The sequence below is a fragment of the Methylobacterium ajmalii genome, assembly GCF_036448855.1.
Classification (GTDB): Bacteria; Pseudomonadota; Alphaproteobacteria; order Rhizobiales; family Beijerinckiaceae; genus Methylobacterium; species Methylobacterium ajmalii.
The window spans coordinates 12,513-30,696 of record NZ_JAZFXT010000027.1; the positions used below are offsets into that span (position 1 = coordinate 12,513).

The 18,184-nt window shown below is 71.7% G+C and carries 18 protein-coding genes; 10 read left to right on the top strand and 8 right to left on the bottom strand.

Going from position 1 to position 18,184, the window contains the following annotated elements:
- Positions 1-90 precede the first annotated feature (90 nt).
- From V3T34_RS13285 to V3T34_RS13295, 3 genes are all read right to left on the bottom strand, one after another.
- Positions 91-321, bottom strand: a complete 231-nt coding sequence (locus tag V3T34_RS13285; RefSeq protein ID WP_060848140.1) for a tautomerase family protein — start codon at positions 319-321, stop codon at positions 91-93.
- Between the two features lie 18 nt (positions 322-339).
- Positions 340-738 carry a (R)-mandelonitrile lyase gene (locus V3T34_RS13290; RefSeq protein ID WP_060848139.1) on the bottom strand — a complete coding sequence of 133 codons (399 nt, stop codon included), beginning with the start codon at positions 736-738 and terminating at the stop codon, positions 340-342.
- A 66-nt stretch (positions 739-804) separates the two neighbouring features.
- A complete protein-coding gene (locus V3T34_RS13295) occupies positions 805-2,247 on the bottom strand; it encodes an amino acid permease (protein WP_236012801.1) in 1,443 nt (480 codons plus the stop codon).
- A 241-nt stretch (positions 2,248-2,488) separates the two neighbouring features.
- Between V3T34_RS13295 and V3T34_RS13300 the strand changes: the two genes are divergently transcribed.
- On the top strand, positions 2,489-2,785 hold the full coding sequence (locus V3T34_RS13300; RefSeq protein WP_048429858.1) for a ribbon-helix-helix domain-containing protein: 297 nt from the start codon (positions 2,489-2,491) through the stop codon (positions 2,783-2,785).
- A gap of 4 nt (positions 2,786-2,789) precedes the next feature.
- On the opposite strand, the gene V3T34_RS13305 is transcribed toward V3T34_RS13300, so the two are convergent.
- Entirely contained in the window at positions 2,790-4,427 is a 1,638-nt protein-coding gene (locus tag V3T34_RS13305; RefSeq protein WP_305078823.1) for a GMC family oxidoreductase, read from the bottom strand.
- A gap of 109 nt (positions 4,428-4,536) precedes the next feature.
- On the opposite strand from V3T34_RS13305, the gene V3T34_RS13310 reads away from it, so the two are divergent.
- From V3T34_RS13310 to V3T34_RS13320, 3 genes are all read left to right on the top strand, one after another.
- Entirely contained in the window at positions 4,537-6,099 is a 1,563-nt protein-coding gene (locus tag V3T34_RS13310; protein ID WP_305078824.1) for a tannase/feruloyl esterase family alpha/beta hydrolase, read from the top strand.
- A 160-nt stretch (positions 6,100-6,259) separates the two neighbouring features.
- Positions 6,260-6,520 carry a hypothetical protein gene (locus V3T34_RS13315; RefSeq protein WP_060848135.1) on the top strand — a complete coding sequence of 87 codons (261 nt, stop codon included), beginning with the start codon at positions 6,260-6,262 and terminating at the stop codon, positions 6,518-6,520.
- 84 nt (positions 6,521-6,604) lie between these two features.
- Positions 6,605-8,323, top strand: a complete 1,719-nt coding sequence (locus V3T34_RS13320) for a sensor domain-containing diguanylate cyclase (protein ID WP_305078825.1) — start codon at positions 6,605-6,607, stop codon at positions 8,321-8,323.
- A gap of 7 nt (positions 8,324-8,330) precedes the next feature.
- On the opposite strand, the gene V3T34_RS13325 is transcribed toward V3T34_RS13320, so the two are convergent.
- Complete coding sequence (locus V3T34_RS13325; RefSeq protein WP_305078826.1) at positions 8,331-8,885, bottom strand: hypothetical protein; 555 nt, start codon at positions 8,883-8,885, stop codon at positions 8,331-8,333.
- Between the two features lie 701 nt (positions 8,886-9,586).
- Here V3T34_RS13325 and V3T34_RS13330 point away from each other — a divergent pair.
- A complete protein-coding gene (locus tag V3T34_RS13330; RefSeq protein ID WP_305078827.1) occupies positions 9,587-10,390 on the top strand; it encodes an SDR family oxidoreductase in 804 nt (267 codons plus the stop codon).
- Between the two features lie 105 nt (positions 10,391-10,495).
- Here V3T34_RS13330 and V3T34_RS13335 read toward each other — a convergent pair whose 3' ends face one another.
- Positions 10,496-10,732, bottom strand: coding sequence for a hypothetical protein (locus V3T34_RS13335; protein WP_060848131.1), 237 nt, complete (start codon positions 10,730-10,732; stop codon positions 10,496-10,498).
- Between the two features lie 225 nt (positions 10,733-10,957).
- Here V3T34_RS13335 and V3T34_RS13340 point away from each other — a divergent pair, with 225 nt between their 5' ends.
- The 3 genes from V3T34_RS13340 to V3T34_RS13350 all read left to right on the top strand — a co-directional run bounded on the left by V3T34_RS13340 (position 10,958) and on the right by V3T34_RS13350 (position 13,775).
- Complete coding sequence (locus V3T34_RS13340; RefSeq protein ID WP_060848130.1) at positions 10,958-11,875, top strand: 50S ribosomal protein L11 methyltransferase; 918 nt, start codon at positions 10,958-10,960, stop codon at positions 11,873-11,875.
- Positions 11,876-12,033: 158 nt separating this feature from the next.
- Complete coding sequence (locus tag V3T34_RS13345) at positions 12,034-13,206, top strand: zinc-dependent alcohol dehydrogenase (RefSeq protein WP_060848129.1); 1,173 nt, start codon at positions 12,034-12,036, stop codon at positions 13,204-13,206.
- Between the two features lie 11 nt (positions 13,207-13,217).
- Positions 13,218-13,775, top strand: a complete 558-nt coding sequence (locus tag V3T34_RS13350) for a cyclase dehydrase (RefSeq protein ID WP_305078828.1) — start codon at positions 13,218-13,220, stop codon at positions 13,773-13,775.
- A 92-nt stretch (positions 13,776-13,867) separates the two neighbouring features.
- On the opposite strand, the gene V3T34_RS13355 is transcribed toward V3T34_RS13350, so the two are convergent.
- Entirely contained in the window at positions 13,868-14,032 is a 165-nt protein-coding gene (locus V3T34_RS13355) for a hypothetical protein (RefSeq protein ID WP_167543933.1), read from the bottom strand.
- A gap of 304 nt (positions 14,033-14,336) precedes the next feature.
- Between V3T34_RS13355 and V3T34_RS13360 the strand changes: the two genes are divergently transcribed.
- Positions 14,337-15,308 carry a hypothetical protein gene (locus V3T34_RS13360; RefSeq protein WP_305078829.1) on the top strand — a complete coding sequence of 324 codons (972 nt, stop codon included), beginning with the start codon at positions 14,337-14,339 and terminating at the stop codon, positions 15,306-15,308.
- A 299-nt stretch (positions 15,309-15,607) separates the two neighbouring features.
- A complete protein-coding gene (locus tag V3T34_RS13365) occupies positions 15,608-16,465 on the top strand; it encodes a GNAT family N-acetyltransferase (protein ID WP_305078830.1) in 858 nt (285 codons plus the stop codon).
- Positions 16,466-16,531: 66 nt separating this feature from the next.
- Here V3T34_RS13365 and V3T34_RS13370 read toward each other — a convergent pair whose 3' ends face one another.
- Positions 16,532-18,154 (bottom strand): hybrid sensor histidine kinase/response regulator, encoded by a 1,623-nt coding sequence (locus tag V3T34_RS13370; RefSeq protein WP_060848127.1) that lies wholly within the window; start codon positions 18,152-18,154, stop codon positions 16,532-16,534.
- Positions 18,155-18,184 lie beyond the last annotated feature (30 nt).

The following is an 18,184-nucleotide window of genomic DNA, read 5'->3' on the forward strand; positions in this document are numbered from 1 at the left end:
GATCCCGCGCGGGCCCGCTTCCGGCGGGCCGGACCGTGATCGGGCCGCGCTCCTGACGGAGCGCGGCTTTTTTCGTCGGGACGGTCCGGATCAGGCCGGGGCGTAGCCCGGCTTCTTCAGGATCGTGTCGGCCTTGGCGACGATGTCGGGCTCGTAGACGGACGCGGTCCAGGCGCTCGGCTCGACATCCTCGACGCCGACCGAGACCGAGCCCTCGGAGCAGCCGGTGGCGGTCATGATCGCCTTCGTGACCTCGTCGGCGATACGCTGCTTCTGCTCGTCGCTGCGGCCGGCATAGAGCTTGACGATGATGTGCGGCATGGAGCGGGTTCTCCTCTCTTAGCGGGCGCCGTACTCGGCGTCGGTGACCGGCTCGAGCCACGTCACGGCGCTGCCATCGAGCTTTTCCTGGATGGCGATGTGGCTCATCCCGGTCGTGGCGCTCGCCCCGTGCCAGTGGCGCTCGCCGGGCTTGAACCACACCACGTCGCCGGGACGAATCTCCTCGATCGCGCCGCCCTCGGTCTGGGCCCAGCCGAGGCCCGCGGTGACGACGAGGGTCTGGCCGAGGGGATGGGTGTGCCAGGCCGTGCGCGCGCCCGGCTCGAAGGTGACGTGGGCGCCGGCGACCCGGGCCGGCTCGCCCGGGCTCATCAGCGGATCGATCCGCACCCGGCCGGTGAAGTACTCCGCGGACCCCGCCTGCGAGGGGCGGGATCCGCTCCGGTTGATCTCCATGATGCTCTCCTGGCGTGCGAACCGGGATCTAGCCCGGTCCCGGCCCGTCCCGCCAGGGGAAGGCGATCAGCGCGCCGCGTCGCGGCCGACCCGGCTGTGGCGCCGGCCGTAGCCGAAGTAGATCGCGAGCCCGATCGCCAGCCAGACCACCAGCCGCAGCCAGGTCTCGCCGTCGAGGGACAGCATCATCGCGAGGCAGACCAGGATGCCGGCCGCCGGCACGACCGGCACCAGCGGCACCCGGTAGCCGCGCGGCTCGTCCGGGTGGGTGCGGCGCATGATGACGACGCCCGCGCACACGATGATGAAGGCGAGCAGCGTGCCGATGCTGGTCATGTGGCCGAGCGTGCTGATCGGCGTCAGGCCGCCGAGCAGCGCGGCGAACACCATGAAGAACAGGTTCGAGCGGTACGGCGTGCGCCAGGTCGGATGGATCGCCGCGAAGAACTTCGGCAGCAGCCGGTCGTTCGCCATGGCGTAGAACACCCGCGACTGGCCGTAGAGCAGCACCAGCATCACGGTGGTGAAGCCCGCGATCACGCCGAGCGTCACCAGGGTCTGGAGCCAGGGGAACGGCGTCTGCTTGATCGCGGTGGCGACCGGCGCCGCGTCGCCCTTCATCGAGGCGTAGGGGACGAGGCCGGTGAGCACCGCCGCGAAGGCGATGTAGAGCACCGTGCAGACCGCCAGCGAGCCGAGGATGCCGACCATCATGGTGCGCTGCGGGTTCTTCACCTCCTGCGCCGCCGTCGAGACCGCGTCGAAGCCGATATAGGCGAAGAACACCACGCCGGCCGCCCGCATGATGCCGCTCCAGCCGTACTCGCCGAAGGTGCCGGTGTTGTCGGGGATGAACGGCACGTAGTTCTGCGCCTTGACGTAGAACAGGCCGACGCCGACCACGGCGAGCACCACCGCGACCTTGATCACGACGATCACGCTGTTGACCCGGGTCGATTCGCGCACGCCCCGCATCAGCAGCAGCGAGATCAGGCACAGGATCAGCACCGCCGGCAGGTTGACGAGGCCGTGCACGCTCGATCCGTCGGCGAGCGTGATCATCTCGAACGGCGAGTGCAGCAGCCGCGGCGGCAGGGTAATGCCCCAGTCCTGGAGCAGGCTGGCGACGTATTTTGACCAGCTCACCGAAACGGTGGCGGCGCCGACCGCGTATTCGAGGACGAGGTCCCAGCCGATGATCCAGGCGACGAACTCGCCCATCGTGGCGTAGGCGTAGGTGTAGGCGCTGCCCGAGACCGGGATCATGCTGGCGAGCTCGCTGTAGCACATGCCGGCGAGCGCGCAGCCGATCGCCGCGATGGCGAACGAGATCACCACCGCCGGACCGGCATTCTCCGCCGCCGCGATGCCGGTGAGCGAAAAAAGCCCCGCGCCGATGATCGCCCCGATGCCGAGCCCGATCAGGCTGAGCGGCCCGATGGTCCGCTCCAGGGCGTGGCCGCTGCCCTCTGCGTCCTGCCGCAGGCGGTCGATGGGCTTCGTTCGCATCAACCCGTCCGTCATGCTCTCCGCCATCCGTGTCCTCCCGCTCGGGTTTCTTTCTCGACGCAGCGTCAGCGCGGACGGTGCATTTGTCGACATCGTGACGAATGCCGGGTCGTGCGCATGGCAGGATGCACCGCCGATCGCAACCCCGCGACCGCCTCGCCCGCGACGCATCGGCGGCTTGCCGACCCGGCCCCCGCCTCCGTACTCTTGGATCAACGAGACAAACGAGGAGGACGCCCCCATGTGCCGGATCTTCGCCGAGCAGACGCCGGAGCGCTACGCCTACGAGACGCGCTCGCTGCGGATCGGCGGGCACTGCACCTCGCTTCGCCTCGAGACCGCGTTCTGGACCATCCTGGAGGAGATCGCCCGCCAGGAGGGTCTCAGCGTCGCCAAGTTCGCCACCAAGCTGCACGACGAGGTGCTGGAGCGCCACGGCGAGGTACGCAACTTCGCCTCGCTGCTGCGCTGTTCCTGCCTGATCTACCTGTCGCAGGGCCGCCCGGCCGCCGCCCCGGTGCTGATCGCCGCCGAGTAGCGCCTCACCCGGCATCCTCCAGGATCATCGCGGCGCCCTTCTCGGCCAGCATGATCGTCGGCGAGTTGGTGTTGCCCGAGGTGATGCGCGGCATCGCCGAGGCATCGGCGACCCGCAGACCCCGCACCCCGCGCACCCGCAGGCGTGCGTCGAGCACCGCGCCCGCATCGTGGTCGGCCCCCATTCGGGCGGTGCCGACGGGATGGAAGATCGTGGTGCCGAGGTCGCCCGCCGCCTGCAGCAGGTCGGCGTCGCTGGCGATCGAGGGACCGGGCAGGTGCTCCTCCGGCCGGTAGCGGGCGAGCGGCGCCTGGGCGACGATGCGGCGGGTGAGCTTGAGCGAATCCACCGCCACCCGGCGGTCCTCCTCGGTCGAGAGGTAGTTGGGCCGGATCTCCGGCGGCGCTGCGGGGTCGGGGCTGCCCGCATGCACGCTGCCGCGGCTCGACGGGCGAAGGTTGCACACGCTCGCCGTGAACGCCCCGAACGGGTGCAGGCCCTCGCCCCACTTGTCGAGCGAGAGCGGCTGGAAGTGGTATTCGAGGTTCGCCGTGGCGTAGTCGGGCGAGGAGCGGGTGAACACGCCGACTTGGCTCGGCGCCATGGTGAGCGGCCCGGTGCGAAACAGCGCGTACTCGACGCCCATCCAGCCGCGCTTGATCAGGTTGGCGTAGGTCAGGTTGAGGGTCGGCACCCCCGTCACCTTGTAGACCGGCCGGATCTGCAGGTGGTCCTGCAGGTTCTCGCCCACGCCCGGCGCGTGATGCGCGACGTCGATCCCGAGGCCCCGGAGCCGCGCCCCGTCGCCGATGCCCGACAGTTCGAGGAGCTTCGGGGTCGCGACGGCGCCGGCCGAGAGCACCACCTCGCCGGTCGCCCGGGCGAGGTAGCGGCGTCCGCCGCGCTCGAACGTCACGCCGACGGCGCGTCCCCCCTCGATCACCACCCGCTCGACATGCACGCCCGTCTCGAGCCGCAGGTTCGGGCGGTTCAGGGCCGGCTTGAGGAAGCCGCGGGCCGCGCTCCAGCGCCGGCCGCGGCGCTGGTTGACCTGGAAGTAGGACGAGCCCTCGTTGTCGCCGGTGTTGAAGTCCGGGATCTTGGCGATGCCGGCCGCCTCCGCGGCGTCGCGGATCGCGTCGAGGATCGCCCAGCGGATCCGCGGCGGCTCGACCCGCCACTCCCCGCCGGAGCGGTGGAAGCTGTTCGGCGGCGCGATGTGGTCCTCGTGCTTGAGGAAGTAGGGCAGCACGTCGTCCCAGCCCCAGCCGTCGAGGCCGAGCTGGCGCCAGCCGTCGTAGTCGGCGGCCTGGCCGCGCATGTAGATCATCGCGTTGATGGCCGAGGAGCCGCCGATGACCTTGCCTCGAGGATAGGCGAGCCGGCGGCCGTTCAGGCCGGCCTCGTCCTGGGTGGTGAACAGCCAGTCCGCCCGCTTGTTGCCGATGGCGAAGAGGTAGCCGGCCGGGATGTGGAACCAGATCCAGTTGTCGCGCCCGCCGGCTTCCAGCACCAGCACCCGCCGGCGTGGATCCGCCGAGAGGCGGTTGGCGAGCACGCAGCCCGCCGAGCCCGCCCCGACCACGACGTAGTCGTAGCTGCCGAAATCCTCGAAACCACTGCCGGCCGTGGTGCCTGCCATCGCGCGTTCCGCCCTGATGTCTCGTTTTCTGGCGGCCGGTGTAGCGCATTCCCCCGGCGACGGCGCAAGAGGTTGCCGCTAAGCTCGCCGAAAAGCGGGGAGGGGACCGATGGGGCGGAGTTTCGGAATCGCGGCCGGCCTCTTGGCTGGGCTATTGGCCGGCCTCGCCGGCGGCCCGATGGCGGCGCCGGCGCTCGCCGGAGAGTGCGGTGCGCTCGCCAATCTCAGGATCGAGGCGGTGAACCTCCACTCCGCCGCCGAGGTGCCGGCCTCCGGCGACCTGCCGGCCTATTGCCGGGTGCTCGGTACGGTGCGGCCGGCGATCGGCTTCGAGGTGCGGCTGCCGCTGCGAGACTGGAACGGCAAGTATTACGGCACCGGCTGCGGCGGCTTCTGCGGCACGCTCCTGTCGGACGCCCCCGGCTTCACCAACGCGATGAATTACGGCCTGCGCCGGGGCTACGCCGCCTCGACCATGGATGGCGGCCACTGGGGCACCGGCTCGGCCGACGGACGCTGGGCCGCCGGCGACCTCGTCGCCCGGATGGATTGGGGCCAGCGCGCCGTGACCGAGACCGCCCGGGTCAGCAAGGTGCTGGTGCGGGCCTTCTACGACCGGCCGCAACGGAAATCCTACTTCGCCGGCTGCTCCACCGGCGGCCGCATGGCGGCGATGGAGGCGCTGAAATACCCGAAGGACTTCGACGGGATCATCAGCGGGGCGCCGGCCCTCGACTATACCGGCCTCGTCGCCACCGGCTTTGCCTGGGTGGCGAAGGCCAATACCGGCCCGGACGGCAAGCCGATCCTGACGACGGCGCGGGCCAGGCTCGTGACCGAGGCGGTCGCCGCCGCCTGCGGGGCCAAGGAGCAGGGCGGCCTCGTCGCCGACCCGCGGCAATGCCGCTTCGAGCCCGCGTCGCTGCGCTGCACCGGCGGCCCCGCGCAGGCATGCCTGAGCGAGGCGGAGATCGGGGTGCTGGAGAAGTGGTACGCCGGCCCGACCGACGCCTCCGGCCGCGCGCTCTATCCGGGCGGCATCCCGCTCGGCTCGGAGGCGCATTGGCCGCGCTGGCTCACGGGGCTCGGCAACGCACCGGCGATCCTGCCGCTCTTTGCCGGCGACTTCCTGCGCTACATGGCGTTCTGGCCCTCGCCCGGGCCGGGCTACCGGGTGGCGGATTTCGACTTTTCCGCCGACCCCGCCCGGCTGGCGCCGCAGGCGCAGACCTACAATGCCGCCACCTACGACCCGGCGAGCGCGACGGTCCGCCCGGTCGCCGACCTCTCGGCCTTTCGCGAGGCCGGCGGCAAGCTTCTGATCTATCACGGCTGGGCCGATTCCCTGGTGACGCCGTTCATGACGGTCGCCTTCTACGAGGCGCTGGCGAAGGGTGCGGGCGGCCTCGACGCCCTGGGCCAGACCGCGCGCCTGTTCATGGTGCCGGGAATGGACCATTGCGGCATCGGCACCGAGGGGCCGGGCATCGCCGACACCGGCATCGATCCCCTGACCGCGCTCGAGCGCTGGGTCGAGGCCGGCGAGGCGCCGCGCGAACTCGTGGCGACGAAGCGCGATGCCGGCGGGTCGGCGTTGTGGTCGCGCCCGGTTTGCGCCTACCCGCAGGTGCCGCGGGCCGACGGGGCCGGCCTCGCCTGCGCGGCGCCGTGACGCGCTACCGGGTGCGAGGCTTTTTCTCGCACCCGATTGGCTTGGCCAATCGGATTAGGGCGAAACTCCGCCAATGCGGGCGGATTTTCTTCAACCTATGACGTGTTAGAAATTGCCGACGGCCGCTTTCGTGGCATTCAATGCCGCAGGAGTGGCGGACATGACCGACGACGCACGACCTCGGGTCCTTGCGATCACCAGCATCACGGCCGTCAGCACGATCGACGGCGGCGATACCCTGGCGGCCGAGGTGAGCGGGCCGGATGGTGGTACGGTCTTCCTGCTCATCCCCCTCGGGGCCGCCGGCGCCCTGATCACCCAGCTCACCGACGCCGCCGAGCGCGGTGCGCAGGAGCGGCGCCTGCACAGCCGCGGCCGCCTGCCGGCGGTGGAACTGTCGACCTTCGACCCGTCGGCGTAAAGATCGTTCAAATGTGAACGGTCGGCTGCACCGATCGTTTCGAGGGACCGGCGAGAACGGGCTTCCGCCGTGGAGGTCCCTCTCTTGTCGTTCAGAAACCGGTTGCGATTCGAGCACCAGCTCGCCGCCCTCGTCGGGCTGCTCTGCCTCGCCCTCGTGGGGGCGACGGTGGGCGGGGCGATCTGGCTCGAGCGGCGCAGCGCCGTGCGGCTGGCCGAGGAGCGCCTCGAGCGCCTCGCCGGCGGCATGGCCGAGAGCCTCGACGCCACCCTGCGCGAGCGCTTTCGCGAGATCCAGGTCGTGGCCGGCCTCGCGCTCCTGCGCGAGCGCTGGACCGCCGATCCGGCGGCCGCCCGCGGCGTCCTCGCGGCGATGCGCACGACCGCCCCGGACTATGCCTGGCTCGGCTTCGTCGCCGCCGACGGCCGCGTGACGATCGGCACGGAGGGGATGCTGGAAGGCGTGGCGATGAACGGCCGGACCTGGTTCGAGGCCGGCCTGACCCAGCCCAATGTCGGCGACGTCCACGAGGCGGTGCTGCTGAACCGCCTCCTCCACCGCGCCGGCCCCGAGCCCCTGCGCCTCGTCGACCTCGCCGCCCCGGTGCGCGATGCCGCCGGCACGGTCATCGGCGTCCTCGGCGGGCACCTGAGCTGGGACTGGGCCTCGCGCGTCCGCAAGCGCCTGCTCGAGACGGCGGCCCCCGGCACCGAACTGTGGGTGCTCGACCGGCGCGGCCGGGTGCTGCTCGGGCCCCAGGTCGGCGCGGTGCCGTTCGGTCCGGCCCTGACCGGCGGCATGGTCGAGCGCGGCAGCGGCACCTTCGCGGTGGAACTCGGCGCAGAGGCGATACGGGCCGGCTTCGCCTCGGCGGCCAGGGGCGAGCGGGCCGAGATCGCCAGCGGCGATCCCGCCCTCGGCTGGATCGTGGTGGCGACCCGCCCGCAGGCCCGGATCCTCGCCCCGGTACACCGGTCGATCCGTCCGCTCCTCGCCCTCGGCGCCGCCGTGGCCCTGGTCGGCGTCGTGCTGGCCTGGTGCCTCGGCCGCGGCGTGGCCGCCCCGCTGCGCCGGATGACCGTGGCGGCCGACCGGATCGGCCGCGAGCCCGACGCCACCACCCTGCCGCACCTCGATCACGCCCGGGAGTTCCGCGAGCTGTCGGCCTCCCTGCAGGCGCTCCTGCGGCGGATCGGCACCGCCGAGCGCGAGCTGAGCGACGCCACAGACCGCTCGACCCGCGTCGCCGCCTTCTACCGGCGCCAGATCGAGGCCCTGCGCCAGGTCGCCGGCACCGACATGCTGACCGGGCTCCTCAACCGCCGCGGCTTCGTTGTGCCGGCCGAGGAGGCCTTCGCCATCGGCCGCAGCGGCCGCGGCGCCGCGGTGCTCGTGATCGACATCGACCACTTCAAGCGCGTCAACGACGAGCACGGCCACGATGCCGGCGACGCGGTCATCCGCCATGTCGGCGCCCTGCTGGCGGAGGCGGTGCGCGGCTCCGACACCGTGGCCCGCTTCGGCGGCGAGGAGTTCGTGGTCCTGCTCGTCGGCCTCGGCTCCGCCGAGGCGGTGCTGATCGCCGGGCGCCTGTGCGCGGCGGTGCGAGAGACGACGGTCACCCATCCGGGCGGCACGATCGCGGTCACGGTCAGCATCGGCGTCGCGATGGTCGCGGGGCAGGACGCCGACATCCACGCGGCGATCGCCCGCGCCGACGCGGCGCTCTACGACGCCAAGGCGCGCGGCCGCGACCGCGTCGGCATCGCCCCGGGCACCGGCGGGACCGAGCGGGCGGCGTGACTGCCGCTCAGCCCCGCTCCAGGCGGATCGACCGACGCACGACGCCGAACGCGGAAGCTAATCCGGCGCTGGCGGCCTCGGCTGCGGCTTGCACCGCATCGCCTGCCACTTGCAGCGCATGGCCGGACGGAGCCTCGGGGGCGGGGAGGGCCGCGACTCTGAGGGCTGCACGCGCGAAACCGACTCGCAGCACGTCGCGATCATGGATCACCAGGGCAGCCAGCCGCGTATCCGCGAGGGCGACGACGAAGCCGCCATCCGCGAAGGCGATCTCGACGAGGGCCTTGGGCTGGCTCTCGTCCGCCTCGACCGCCGCCAAAGCCGAGGCCGCCAAGCCCGCAGCGCCGGTCAGGTCGAGCGTCGATGCCAAGCCTAGGCTGCCCTTGAGTCCGGTCAGTACTTGCTCACCCCAGCCACGCTCACCCGCGACGCCGCCATGCGACTCGATTGTGACGACCGTATCAACGCCACGCTCGATCCCGTCCGGCGTCGTAAAGACGCCGGCCTCATACTGGCCGCGTCCCTTCCCGCAACTGCCCGCGACAATCTTGATCTCGGCCATGTTGCGTTCCCAGCGATGATGGTGCCCTGCTCGCGAAGGGCTTTGGATCGACGAGACGATCCTCATCCCGCGACCCCATCGTATGCCGGAGCTTAATTCTGCTGGCGTGGCCCTGTCGAGAGGATCGATTCTATCGCGCCGAGCGTGGCAGAACCTGGCCCAGAAGCCGGAACCGGGGCAGCTGCCACCTCATTATTACTCCATATGAGTATCGTGGAGCGATGGAGGCGACGATGATGAAAGGCGGATTGCTCTGGCTGATCGGCATACCGATACCGATCATCCTGATCCTGTTCTTCCTCGGCTACCTGCACTGACGAGGCCGGTTCCCTGGGCGGGCCAAGCCGTCTCCCGCGCCCGGCCGGCTCGCGGAAATCAGCGACAGGCAAGGTGCGGGTTACCCTCCGTCCCCCGTCGGCGGGGAGGAGCCCAGCCCGTGCTCCGTCTCATCTCGATGCCGTCGCCGGTCGCCCCGCGGCTCGCCGGGAGAGACCCCCGCGCGTCACCCTCGGCGCCTCTTCTTCGAATCCTCTCGCGTGCCTCGACCGTCGCGGCCGCCGTCCCGTCTTCGATATCCCGGCCTGCACCCTTGCGCCGGGCGCCGGAGGCTTGGCAGACAGGTCCCCGGGCGGGAGCGCGAATGCGACGCCGCCCGCGGCGGGAGCCGTCGGCCTCCCGCGCCAGGTCGGGAGGAGACGGACATGACGGATGAACGCGCGGGCCAGCCGCTCGCAGGACCTCTCGCGGGCAAGATCGCCTGGGTGACGGGTGCGGGCAGCGGCATCGGCGAGGCGGCGGCGCTGGCCCTTGCGGGCGCAGGGGCCCGGGTGGTCCTCACCGGACGCCGCCGGGAACCGCTGCAAGAACTCGCCGCGCGCATCGCCGCGGCCGGCGGCGCGGCGGAAGTCGAGGCCGGCGACGTGACCGACGCGGCCCGCGTCGGTGCCATCGTCGCGCGGATCGGCGAGCGCTTCGGCCGTCTCGACGTGCTGGTGAACAATGCCGGCAGCAACGTGCGCGAGCGGCGCTGGGACGCCTTGTCGCCGCAGGGCGCGCAAGAGGTCATCGCCGCCAACCTGTCGAGCGCGTTCTACGCCTCGCTCGCCGTGCTGCCGCTGATGCGCGCCCAGGGCGACGGCGTGCTCATCCACACCGCCTCCTGGGCCGGACGCTTCGTCAGCCCGGTGAGCGGGCCGGCCTACACGGCGGCCAAACACGCCGTGGTGGCGATGAGCCACAGCATCAACATGGAGGAATGCGTCAACGGGATCCGCTCGACGGTGCTGTGCCCGGCCGAGGTCGCGACCCCGATCCTCGACAAGCGCCCGGTGCCGGTGACGCCCGAGGACCGCGCCCGCATGCTCCAGCCCGACGACATGGCGGCGCTGATCCTGTTCGTGGCGACGCGCCCCGGGCACGTCTGCCTCAACGAGGTGGTGATCAGCCCGACCTGGAATCGCGGCTACGTGCCGGATGCCCGCCTGGGCTCGCGCCTCGGCGCCTGACGGACGGAGGTCGGGCGGGTTCGCCCGCGCGGACCCCGGGTGACCGTCGTGCGGTCGCCCGGGGCCCTGCGGGAGGTCACCCAGGGCCCTGCGGGAGCCTGGGTCTCAGGCGCCCCGGCCTGCGGCGTCGGCCTGCTCGGCTTGCGCCTTCAGCTCCAGCTCGCTCCGATGGAGCCGGCTGAGCAGCATGAGCATGCGGCCCGGCAGGGCCGTATCCTCGGCGGTGAGCGGCGCCGCGCGGCGCCAGGGGGCCGCATCCCGGGAGGGAGCCGGGCGGGCGGGGAGGTGAGCGGTCTCTGCGGAAACTTCCGGCTCGACCTGCTCGCGGAGTCGGGTACGCATCGCACGATCCTTCGACGGCCGGTTTCTGGCGACCGGCGCCGCTATGAACGCCGACCCGGTGCTGCGGTTCCGTCGCGACACGCGGCTCTTCCGCAGGGGCAGGGCGAGTGTGGCGTGAGTGCCACAGCGGGCCGGGGCGACCGGTGGGCCGGCCGCGGCGCCCTCTTGCCGGAGGGGCGTGACGGGGCGGTGACGGCGGGCGGCGCGGATGCTATTGGCGCGGGCATGCTCGAAGGCCTGCCGCCCCACCGCCCGACCCACGTGCTCCGTCTCGATACGAGCGAGCGCGCGGCCCGCGCCATGACCGACCTGATCGGCGAGGTGTTCGACCCGACCGAGACCGCGGTCGCGGCCTTCGAGGCCGAGGACGGCAAGACCTGGCACCTCGAGGCCTACTTCTCCGAGGAACCCGACGAGGAGGCGGTGCGCGAGCTGATCCGCCCGATCCTCGGCGACGCCGCCGACGAGGCGGTCTTCGCGGCGATCGACCAGCAGGACTGGGTCCGCGCCTCCCTCGAGGGGCTGAAGCCCGTGCGCGCCGGCCGCATCCTGGTCCACGGCTCGCACGACCGCGGCCGGGTCCAGCCGAACGACCTGCCGATCGAGATCGAGGCGGCGCTCGCCTTCGGCACCGGCCACCACGGCACCACGCTCGGCTGCCTCCTCGCCCTCGTCGACGAGGTCAAGCGCCGCCGGCCCCAGCGCGTCCTCGATGTCGGCACCGGCACCGGCATCCTGGGGCTCGCCGCCGCGCGCCTGCTGCACAGCCGCGTCATCGCCGGCGACCTCGACCCGGAGGCGGTGGCCACCGCCCGCACCAACGCCGCCTTCAACGGCATGGCCAACCTGATGGCGTTCTACGAGGCGCCGGGCCTGCGCCACCCGCTCGCCCGGGTCGCCCGCGGCTACGACCTCGTCTTCGCCAACATCCTGGCCCGGCCGCTGCGCGGCCTCGCCCCCAGCCTCGCCCGCGCGGTGGCGACGGACGGCACGCTGGTCCTGTCGGGCCTGATCCCCCGCGACGTGCCGGGCGTGCTCTCGGCCTATGCCGCGCAGGGCTTCCGCCTGCGCCGGCGCCGGCTGATCGAGGGCTGGGCCACCCTGGAGCTGCGCCGCGGCGGCGCGGCGCCCCGCCCGCGCTAGATCTCCGAGCCGGGCTCCACGGAACGGGCCCAACCCTGATCGGTTGTCCGGGCATCGCCGCTTACCGGTAGGGGGTATATGTACCCCCGAGCCGGGGCGGCCCGTGCGCGGACCGCCAATCCCGGCCTCCGCGGCACGCGCCTCGGAGACCGATCGGCATGAAGGCCCTCGTCTGGCACGGCACCGCGGATATCCGGTGCGACACCGTTCCCGATCCGACGATCGAGGACGGCCGCGACGCGATCATCAAGGTCACCGCCTGCGCCATCTGCGGCTCGGACCTGCACCTCTACGACCATTTCATGCCGGGCATGAAGTCGGGCGACATCATGGGCCACGAGACCATGGGCGAGGTGGTCGAGGTCGGGCGGGACAACAAGGCGCTCAAGGTCGGCGACCGGATCGTCGTGCCGTTCACGATCATCTGCGGCCAGTGCGACCAGTGCAAGCGCGGCAACTTCTCGGTCTGCGAGCGCACCAACCGCAACGCCAAGCTCGCCGAGGCTGCCTTCGGCCACACCACCGCGGGCCTGTTCGGCTACACCCATCTCACCGGCGGCTATGCCGGGGGCCAGGCCGAATACCTGCGGGTGCCTTTCGCCGACGCGACCCACATCAAGGTGCCGCGCGGCCTCTCCGACGAGACGCTGCTCTTCCTCTCCGACATCTTTCCGACCGGCTGGCAGGCGGCGGTCCAGTGCGACATCCAGCCGGAGGACACGGTGGCGATCTGGGGCTGCGGCCCGGTCGGCCAGATGGCGATCCGCTCGGCGATCCTGCTCGGGGCACGCCGCGTCATCGCGATCGACCGGGTGCCCGAGCGCCTCACGATGGCGCGGGCCGGGGGCGCCGAGACGATCGACTTCGACCGGGAATCGAACGTCGTGGCGCGCCTCAACGACATGACCGGCGGCAAGGGGCCGGAGAAGTGCATCGATTCGGTCGGAATGGAGGCCCACGCCACCACCTCGCTCGATGCGATCTACGACCGCGCCAAGCAGGCGGTGATGCTGGAGAGCGACCGGCCGCACGTCCTGCGCCAGATGATCATGGCCTGCCGGCCGGCCGGCGTTCTGTCGATCCCCGGCGTCTATGGCGGCCTGATCGACAAGGTGCCGTTCGGCGCGGCGATGAACAAGGGCCTGACCTTTCGCATGGGCCAGACCCACGTCAACCGCTGGAGCGACGACCTCCTGCGGCGGATCGAGGAGGGCCAGATCGACCCGTCCTTCGTCATCACCCACACGGTCGGCCTCGAGCAGGGACCGGAGATGTATCGCACGTTCCGCGACAAGCAGGACGGCTGCATCAAGGTGGTGATCAAGCCGTGAGCGGGAAAACCATGAACCACGCGCGCACGAACCGCTCCGTCGACCCCCGCTCCCGCTCGGCGCACGACGCGCTCGCCCGCGGCCTCGGCTGGTTCTCGATCGGCCTCGGCCTCGCCGAGATCTTGGCGCCCCGGGCCCTGTGCCGGGCGCTCGGGATGGAGGGCCGCGAGGCCCTGGTCCAGGCCTACGGCGCCCGCGAGGTTGCCACCGGCGCGGCGATCCTGATGAGCCACGATCCGACGCCGTGGATCTGGGGCCGGGTCGCGGGCGACGCCCTCGACCTCGCCACCCTGGCGACCGGCTTCGAGGGCGACAATCCCCGCGCCGGCACCCTGGCGCTGGCGACCGCCGCAGTGGCCGGGGTGACGCTCGCCGACATCGTCTGCGTCCAGGGGCTGACCGCCGACAAACGGCTGCCGCCGCCCGGGACCTACGAGTACCATCACCGCAGCGGCTTCCCCCGCGGCCTCGCCGCCGTCCGTGGCGCCGCCCGCGATTTCGCGGTGCCGCGGGACTTCCGCATTCCCGACGCCTTGCGCCCCTGGCGCAACGGCCGGCCGGCAGGGTGAGGGCGAGACCCTCGCTTCCGGTCTCGCAGGCCGCTGCCAAAAAAGAGAGGGCCGCCTTTCGGCGGCCCTCCTGCTCCGGTCGGTCTCGACGCTTATTCCTTGTCACCGCGATGGATGCCCTTGTCGCGGTTCTCCTTCAACCGGCCGTCATCCGAGTGCTGGACGGTGCCCTGGTTCGGCGCATCGGGATTCTTATGGTTATGGCGACCGTTGTCGTCAGTATTGCTCGACTGAGACTGCTGCTTCTTGTCGGCCATATCCGTATCTCCCGTGATATGCGGCGCGCCGCGGTGAATGTCTCGATAACATATGATCGGGATGCGGGTTCCTGGGCGAATCGCGTGACTGCGCGCGGCGGAGCGCGACATTCCGTCGGGCTCGTTTCTCGTCGCAGGCGGCCGGCCAGATCTTGAAATCGAGCCGGGACCAGCCAGGCGGCATCACGCGGCGGGGGGCTCCGGACGATGCGGCACCCCCAAGCCTGCCCGGCCGGAAGGCGTTGACGAGCGGAATGGTCAGGCCTATCAATTATAGCAATAGCTATAATGATGAGCCGTTGCCATGTGCCATGCCCGTGTCCCGCCTCCCTACCGCATGGCAGGCTTCGTCCTGCCCGGTTCCGTCCTGCCCGGCTTCGTCCTGGCCTGCCTCGCGGCCGGGATGGCGGGCTCGCCCGCCCGCGCCCAGTCCCTGCCTACCGCCGCCGAGAACCTCACCCCCGGCGACCTCGACAGCGAGCACCTGTTCGGCTTCACCGAGGGCAGCGACCTCGGCGTGCCCGGCGAGGCGGAGCTCGAATGGGAGACGAGCGGGCGGCTCGGCCGGCGCCTCGGCCGCTTCCTCGCCGTCGACAGCGGCCTCGCCGCGAAGGTGCCGCTGACGAACGACTTCCGCCTCGCGCCGGGCCTCACCTTCAACGGCCATGACATCAGGCATGCCATCGGGAATGACATCGGGGCGCCGGATGCCCCGGCCCGGACCACCGGCGGCATCAACGGCGGCTTCCTCGAGACCCGCCTGCGCCTGATGGACCGCCGCGCCGCGCCGTTCGGCCTGACGCTCGGCATCGTGCCGGGCTACGGCACCGTCGACAGCGGCTCCGGTGCGCCGGCACGCAGCTTCGGGACCGATGTCGCCCTGCTGGCCGACCGGGAGCTGATCCCCGGAGCCCTGGTCGCCGCGGTCAATCTCGGCTTCACCGTCTCGTCGACCCGGCCGAAGGCCACGGACGAGCAGGTGCTCGGATCGGGTCTCGAGGCGTCCGGGGCGCTGTCCTACCGGGTCTCGCCCGGCCTCTTCGCCGGCGCCGAGGTCCGCTACTCCCGGGCCTACGAGGGCCCGGCCCTCGGCCGGCTCGTCGGCGAAGCGGTCTATTTCGGGCCCACCCTCTACGCCACCCTGTCGCCGCGGGCCTGGGCCTCGTTCACCTGGGGCGTCCAGGTCGCCGGGCGGTCGGTCGACGCGCCCGGGCCCCTCGACCTGTCGAGCTTCGACCGGCACCAGATGCGCCTGCGCGTCGGCTACAGCTTCTGACGGCGGAGGCGTGCCACACCCGGGTTTCCGTTGCCCTGGTAGAAAATCTCCTCTAGCGTCACCGCATGAGCCCGACCCGCCCGACGATGACCGTCCGAGGCCGACGCTGCGTTCGACGCGGTCGGCGTGACGGGGGCGCGTAGCTCCTCGCCAGCTTGAGCGGCCTTCGCGCTGCTCGCTTGCACCCACACCGGATCGCGTCCTCCCGAGCCTCGCGGCCGTGAGCGCGGCGGGGCGTCACCTGCCCCGTGCGGTGGAGCCCGATCCCTCGGGGCCGGGGCGCAAGAAGGCGAACACCCGTGAAGACCATCAACCCGCCGAGCGTCTGGACCGTGCCGGAACCGTTCCGCACGATCTACACCCATGCCGCCGAGGTCCCGGCAGGCCGCAGCCTCTTCGTGTCCGGACAGTTCGGCGTCGCGCCGGACGGGCGGATGCGCGAGGATTTCGTCGGGCAGCTCGGGCAGGCGATGGACAACGTCGAGGCCTTGCTCGCGGCGGCCGGGATGGGACGGCCCGACATCGCCAAGGCGACGTTCTTCCTCACCCGTTCCGGCGATCTTCCGGGGCTCGGCGCGATGCGGCGGGCGCGCTGGGCCTCCGACACGCCCGCCGCCGTCACCGTCCTCGTCGTCGCAGGCCTGGCCCGGCCGGATGCGCTGATCGAGGTCGAGGTGACGGCCGTCGCGACCCCGCCGGAGGCGCTCGCCCTCCGGACCCTGCGCCCCGCGACCAAGGCGGACGTCCCGGCGATCCGGTCCCTGGTGCGGGCGGCCTACGCGAAGTGGGTGCCGGTGATCGGCCGGGAGCCCGTGCCGATGACGGCCGATTACGCGCAGGCCGTTCGCCTGCACCGCTTCGACCTGCTGGAGCGGGAGGGCGCGCTCGTCGCCCTGGTCGAGACGATCCCCCGGCCCGACCATCTCTGGGTCCAGAACCTCGCGGTCTCCCCCGCCCATCACGGCCAGGGCCTCGGCCGGGCGATGCTGCGGCGGGCCGAGGACGTCGCCCGCTCGCTCGGGCACGGCGCGATCAAGCTGGTGACGAACCCGGCCTTCGCCGGCAACGTCGAGTTCTACCGGCGGGCGGGCTTCGTCGTCGAGCGCGAGGAGCCGTTCCGGGGCGGCGTCGCGGTCCATCTCGCCAAGACGCTCTGACGAGGCGCCCCGAGCGCAAGCCGGCCCGGCACCGGGCCGGCCCTGCGACGGCGGGCGCGGGGTTTGCTACCCCACCCCCGTCGGCCCATCGAGCGCCAGCCGCACCCGCCGCGCCAGCTCCATGCGGCGGTAGGGCTTGTTGATGATCTCGAACTCGCTGCCGCCGGCATCGGTGCGCTCGATCGAGGCCTCGGCGTAGCCGGTGGTGAGCAGCACCCGGATGCGGGGCTGGCGCTCGCGGGCGGCGCGGGCGAGGAGCACGCCGTTCATGCCGCCCGGCATGATCAGGTCGGAGAACAGGAGGTCGACCTTCTCGCTCTCGTCGAGGAGGTCGAGCGCCTGCCGGGCGTCGTGGGCGACGAGCACCGTGTAGCCGAAATCCTCCAGGATCACCTTGGCGGTGTCGGCGACGTCCGCCCGGTCGTCGACCACCAGGATGGTCTCGGTGCCGCTGCGGTCGGCGGCCCGCGGCGCCGGGCGGCGCTCGGCGGTGACGACCTGGTCGGTGGCCGGGAAGAGCAGCCGCACGGTGGTGCCGCTGCCGACCTCGGAGGTGATCCGCACGGTGCCGCCGGACTGCTTGGCGAAACCGTACACCATGGCGAGGCCGAGACCCGTGCCGCGGCCCTCCTCCTTGGTGGTGAAGAACGGCTCCATTACCCGGGCCAGGATCTCGGCCGGCATGCCGAGGCCGGTATCCTGCACCTGCACCACCGCGTAGGGGCCCGGCCGCACCATCAGTAGCAGGCCCATCTCGTCGTCGATGGTCAGGTTCTCGGTCTTGATCGTCACGGTGCCGCCGCCCGGCATCGCGTCGCGGGCGTTGAGCAGCACGTTGAGGAGCGCCACCTCGGCCTGGGTCGGGTCGATGCGGCAGTTCCAGAGCTCGGGCGAGAGGTCGGTGCGCATGACGACGTGATCGCCGAGCGTGCGCCCGGTGATCTCGTTCATGCCGCGCACGAGGTTGTTGAGGTTGAGCGCCCGCCCGTCGAGGCGCTGCTTGCGGGCGAAGGCGAGGAGCTGGTGGGTGAGCCGTGCCGCCCGGTCGGTCGCGGCGCGGATCGCCGCCCCGGCGCCGAGCAGCCGGTTCACGTCGATCGTCGGGTGCTCGGCCAGCGCCATAACCACGTCGGTGTAGCCGCTGATGACCTGGAGCAGGTTGTTGAAGTCGTGCGCGATGCCGCCGGTGAGCTGGCCCAGCGCCTCCATCTTCTGGGCCTGGTGCAGCGCCAGCTCGGCGTCGCGCCGGCGCGACACGTCGAGCTGCGAGCCGAAGAAGTAAACCAGGTCGCCCTTCTTGTCGTAGACCGGCGAGACGAACAGCGCGTTCCAGAACGTCGAGCCGTCCTTGCGGTAGTTCAGGATCTCGGTGGCGATCTCCTTGCGCTCGGCGATGGCGCGGCGCACTTCGGTCACCGTCTCGCGATCGGTCTCCGGGCCTTGCAGGAATCGGCAATTGGTACCGACGAGCTCTTCCGGCGTGTAGCCGGTCATGCGCAGGAAGGCCTGGTTGGCGAAGATGATCGGGTTGTCCGGCTGGTGCGGATCGGTCACGATCATCGGCATCCGCGTCGTCTCGACGGCGGCGAAGAAGATGTCGGAATGAGTGTCGTTCACGGCGCGCGGGCCGCGCGAGGTCACGGCCGGCCCCAGCCCGCCGAGGTCCGGCTTCTCCGATATGTCCACCATCCGGGGCCTCCTAGCCGCTGGCTCAGCCTC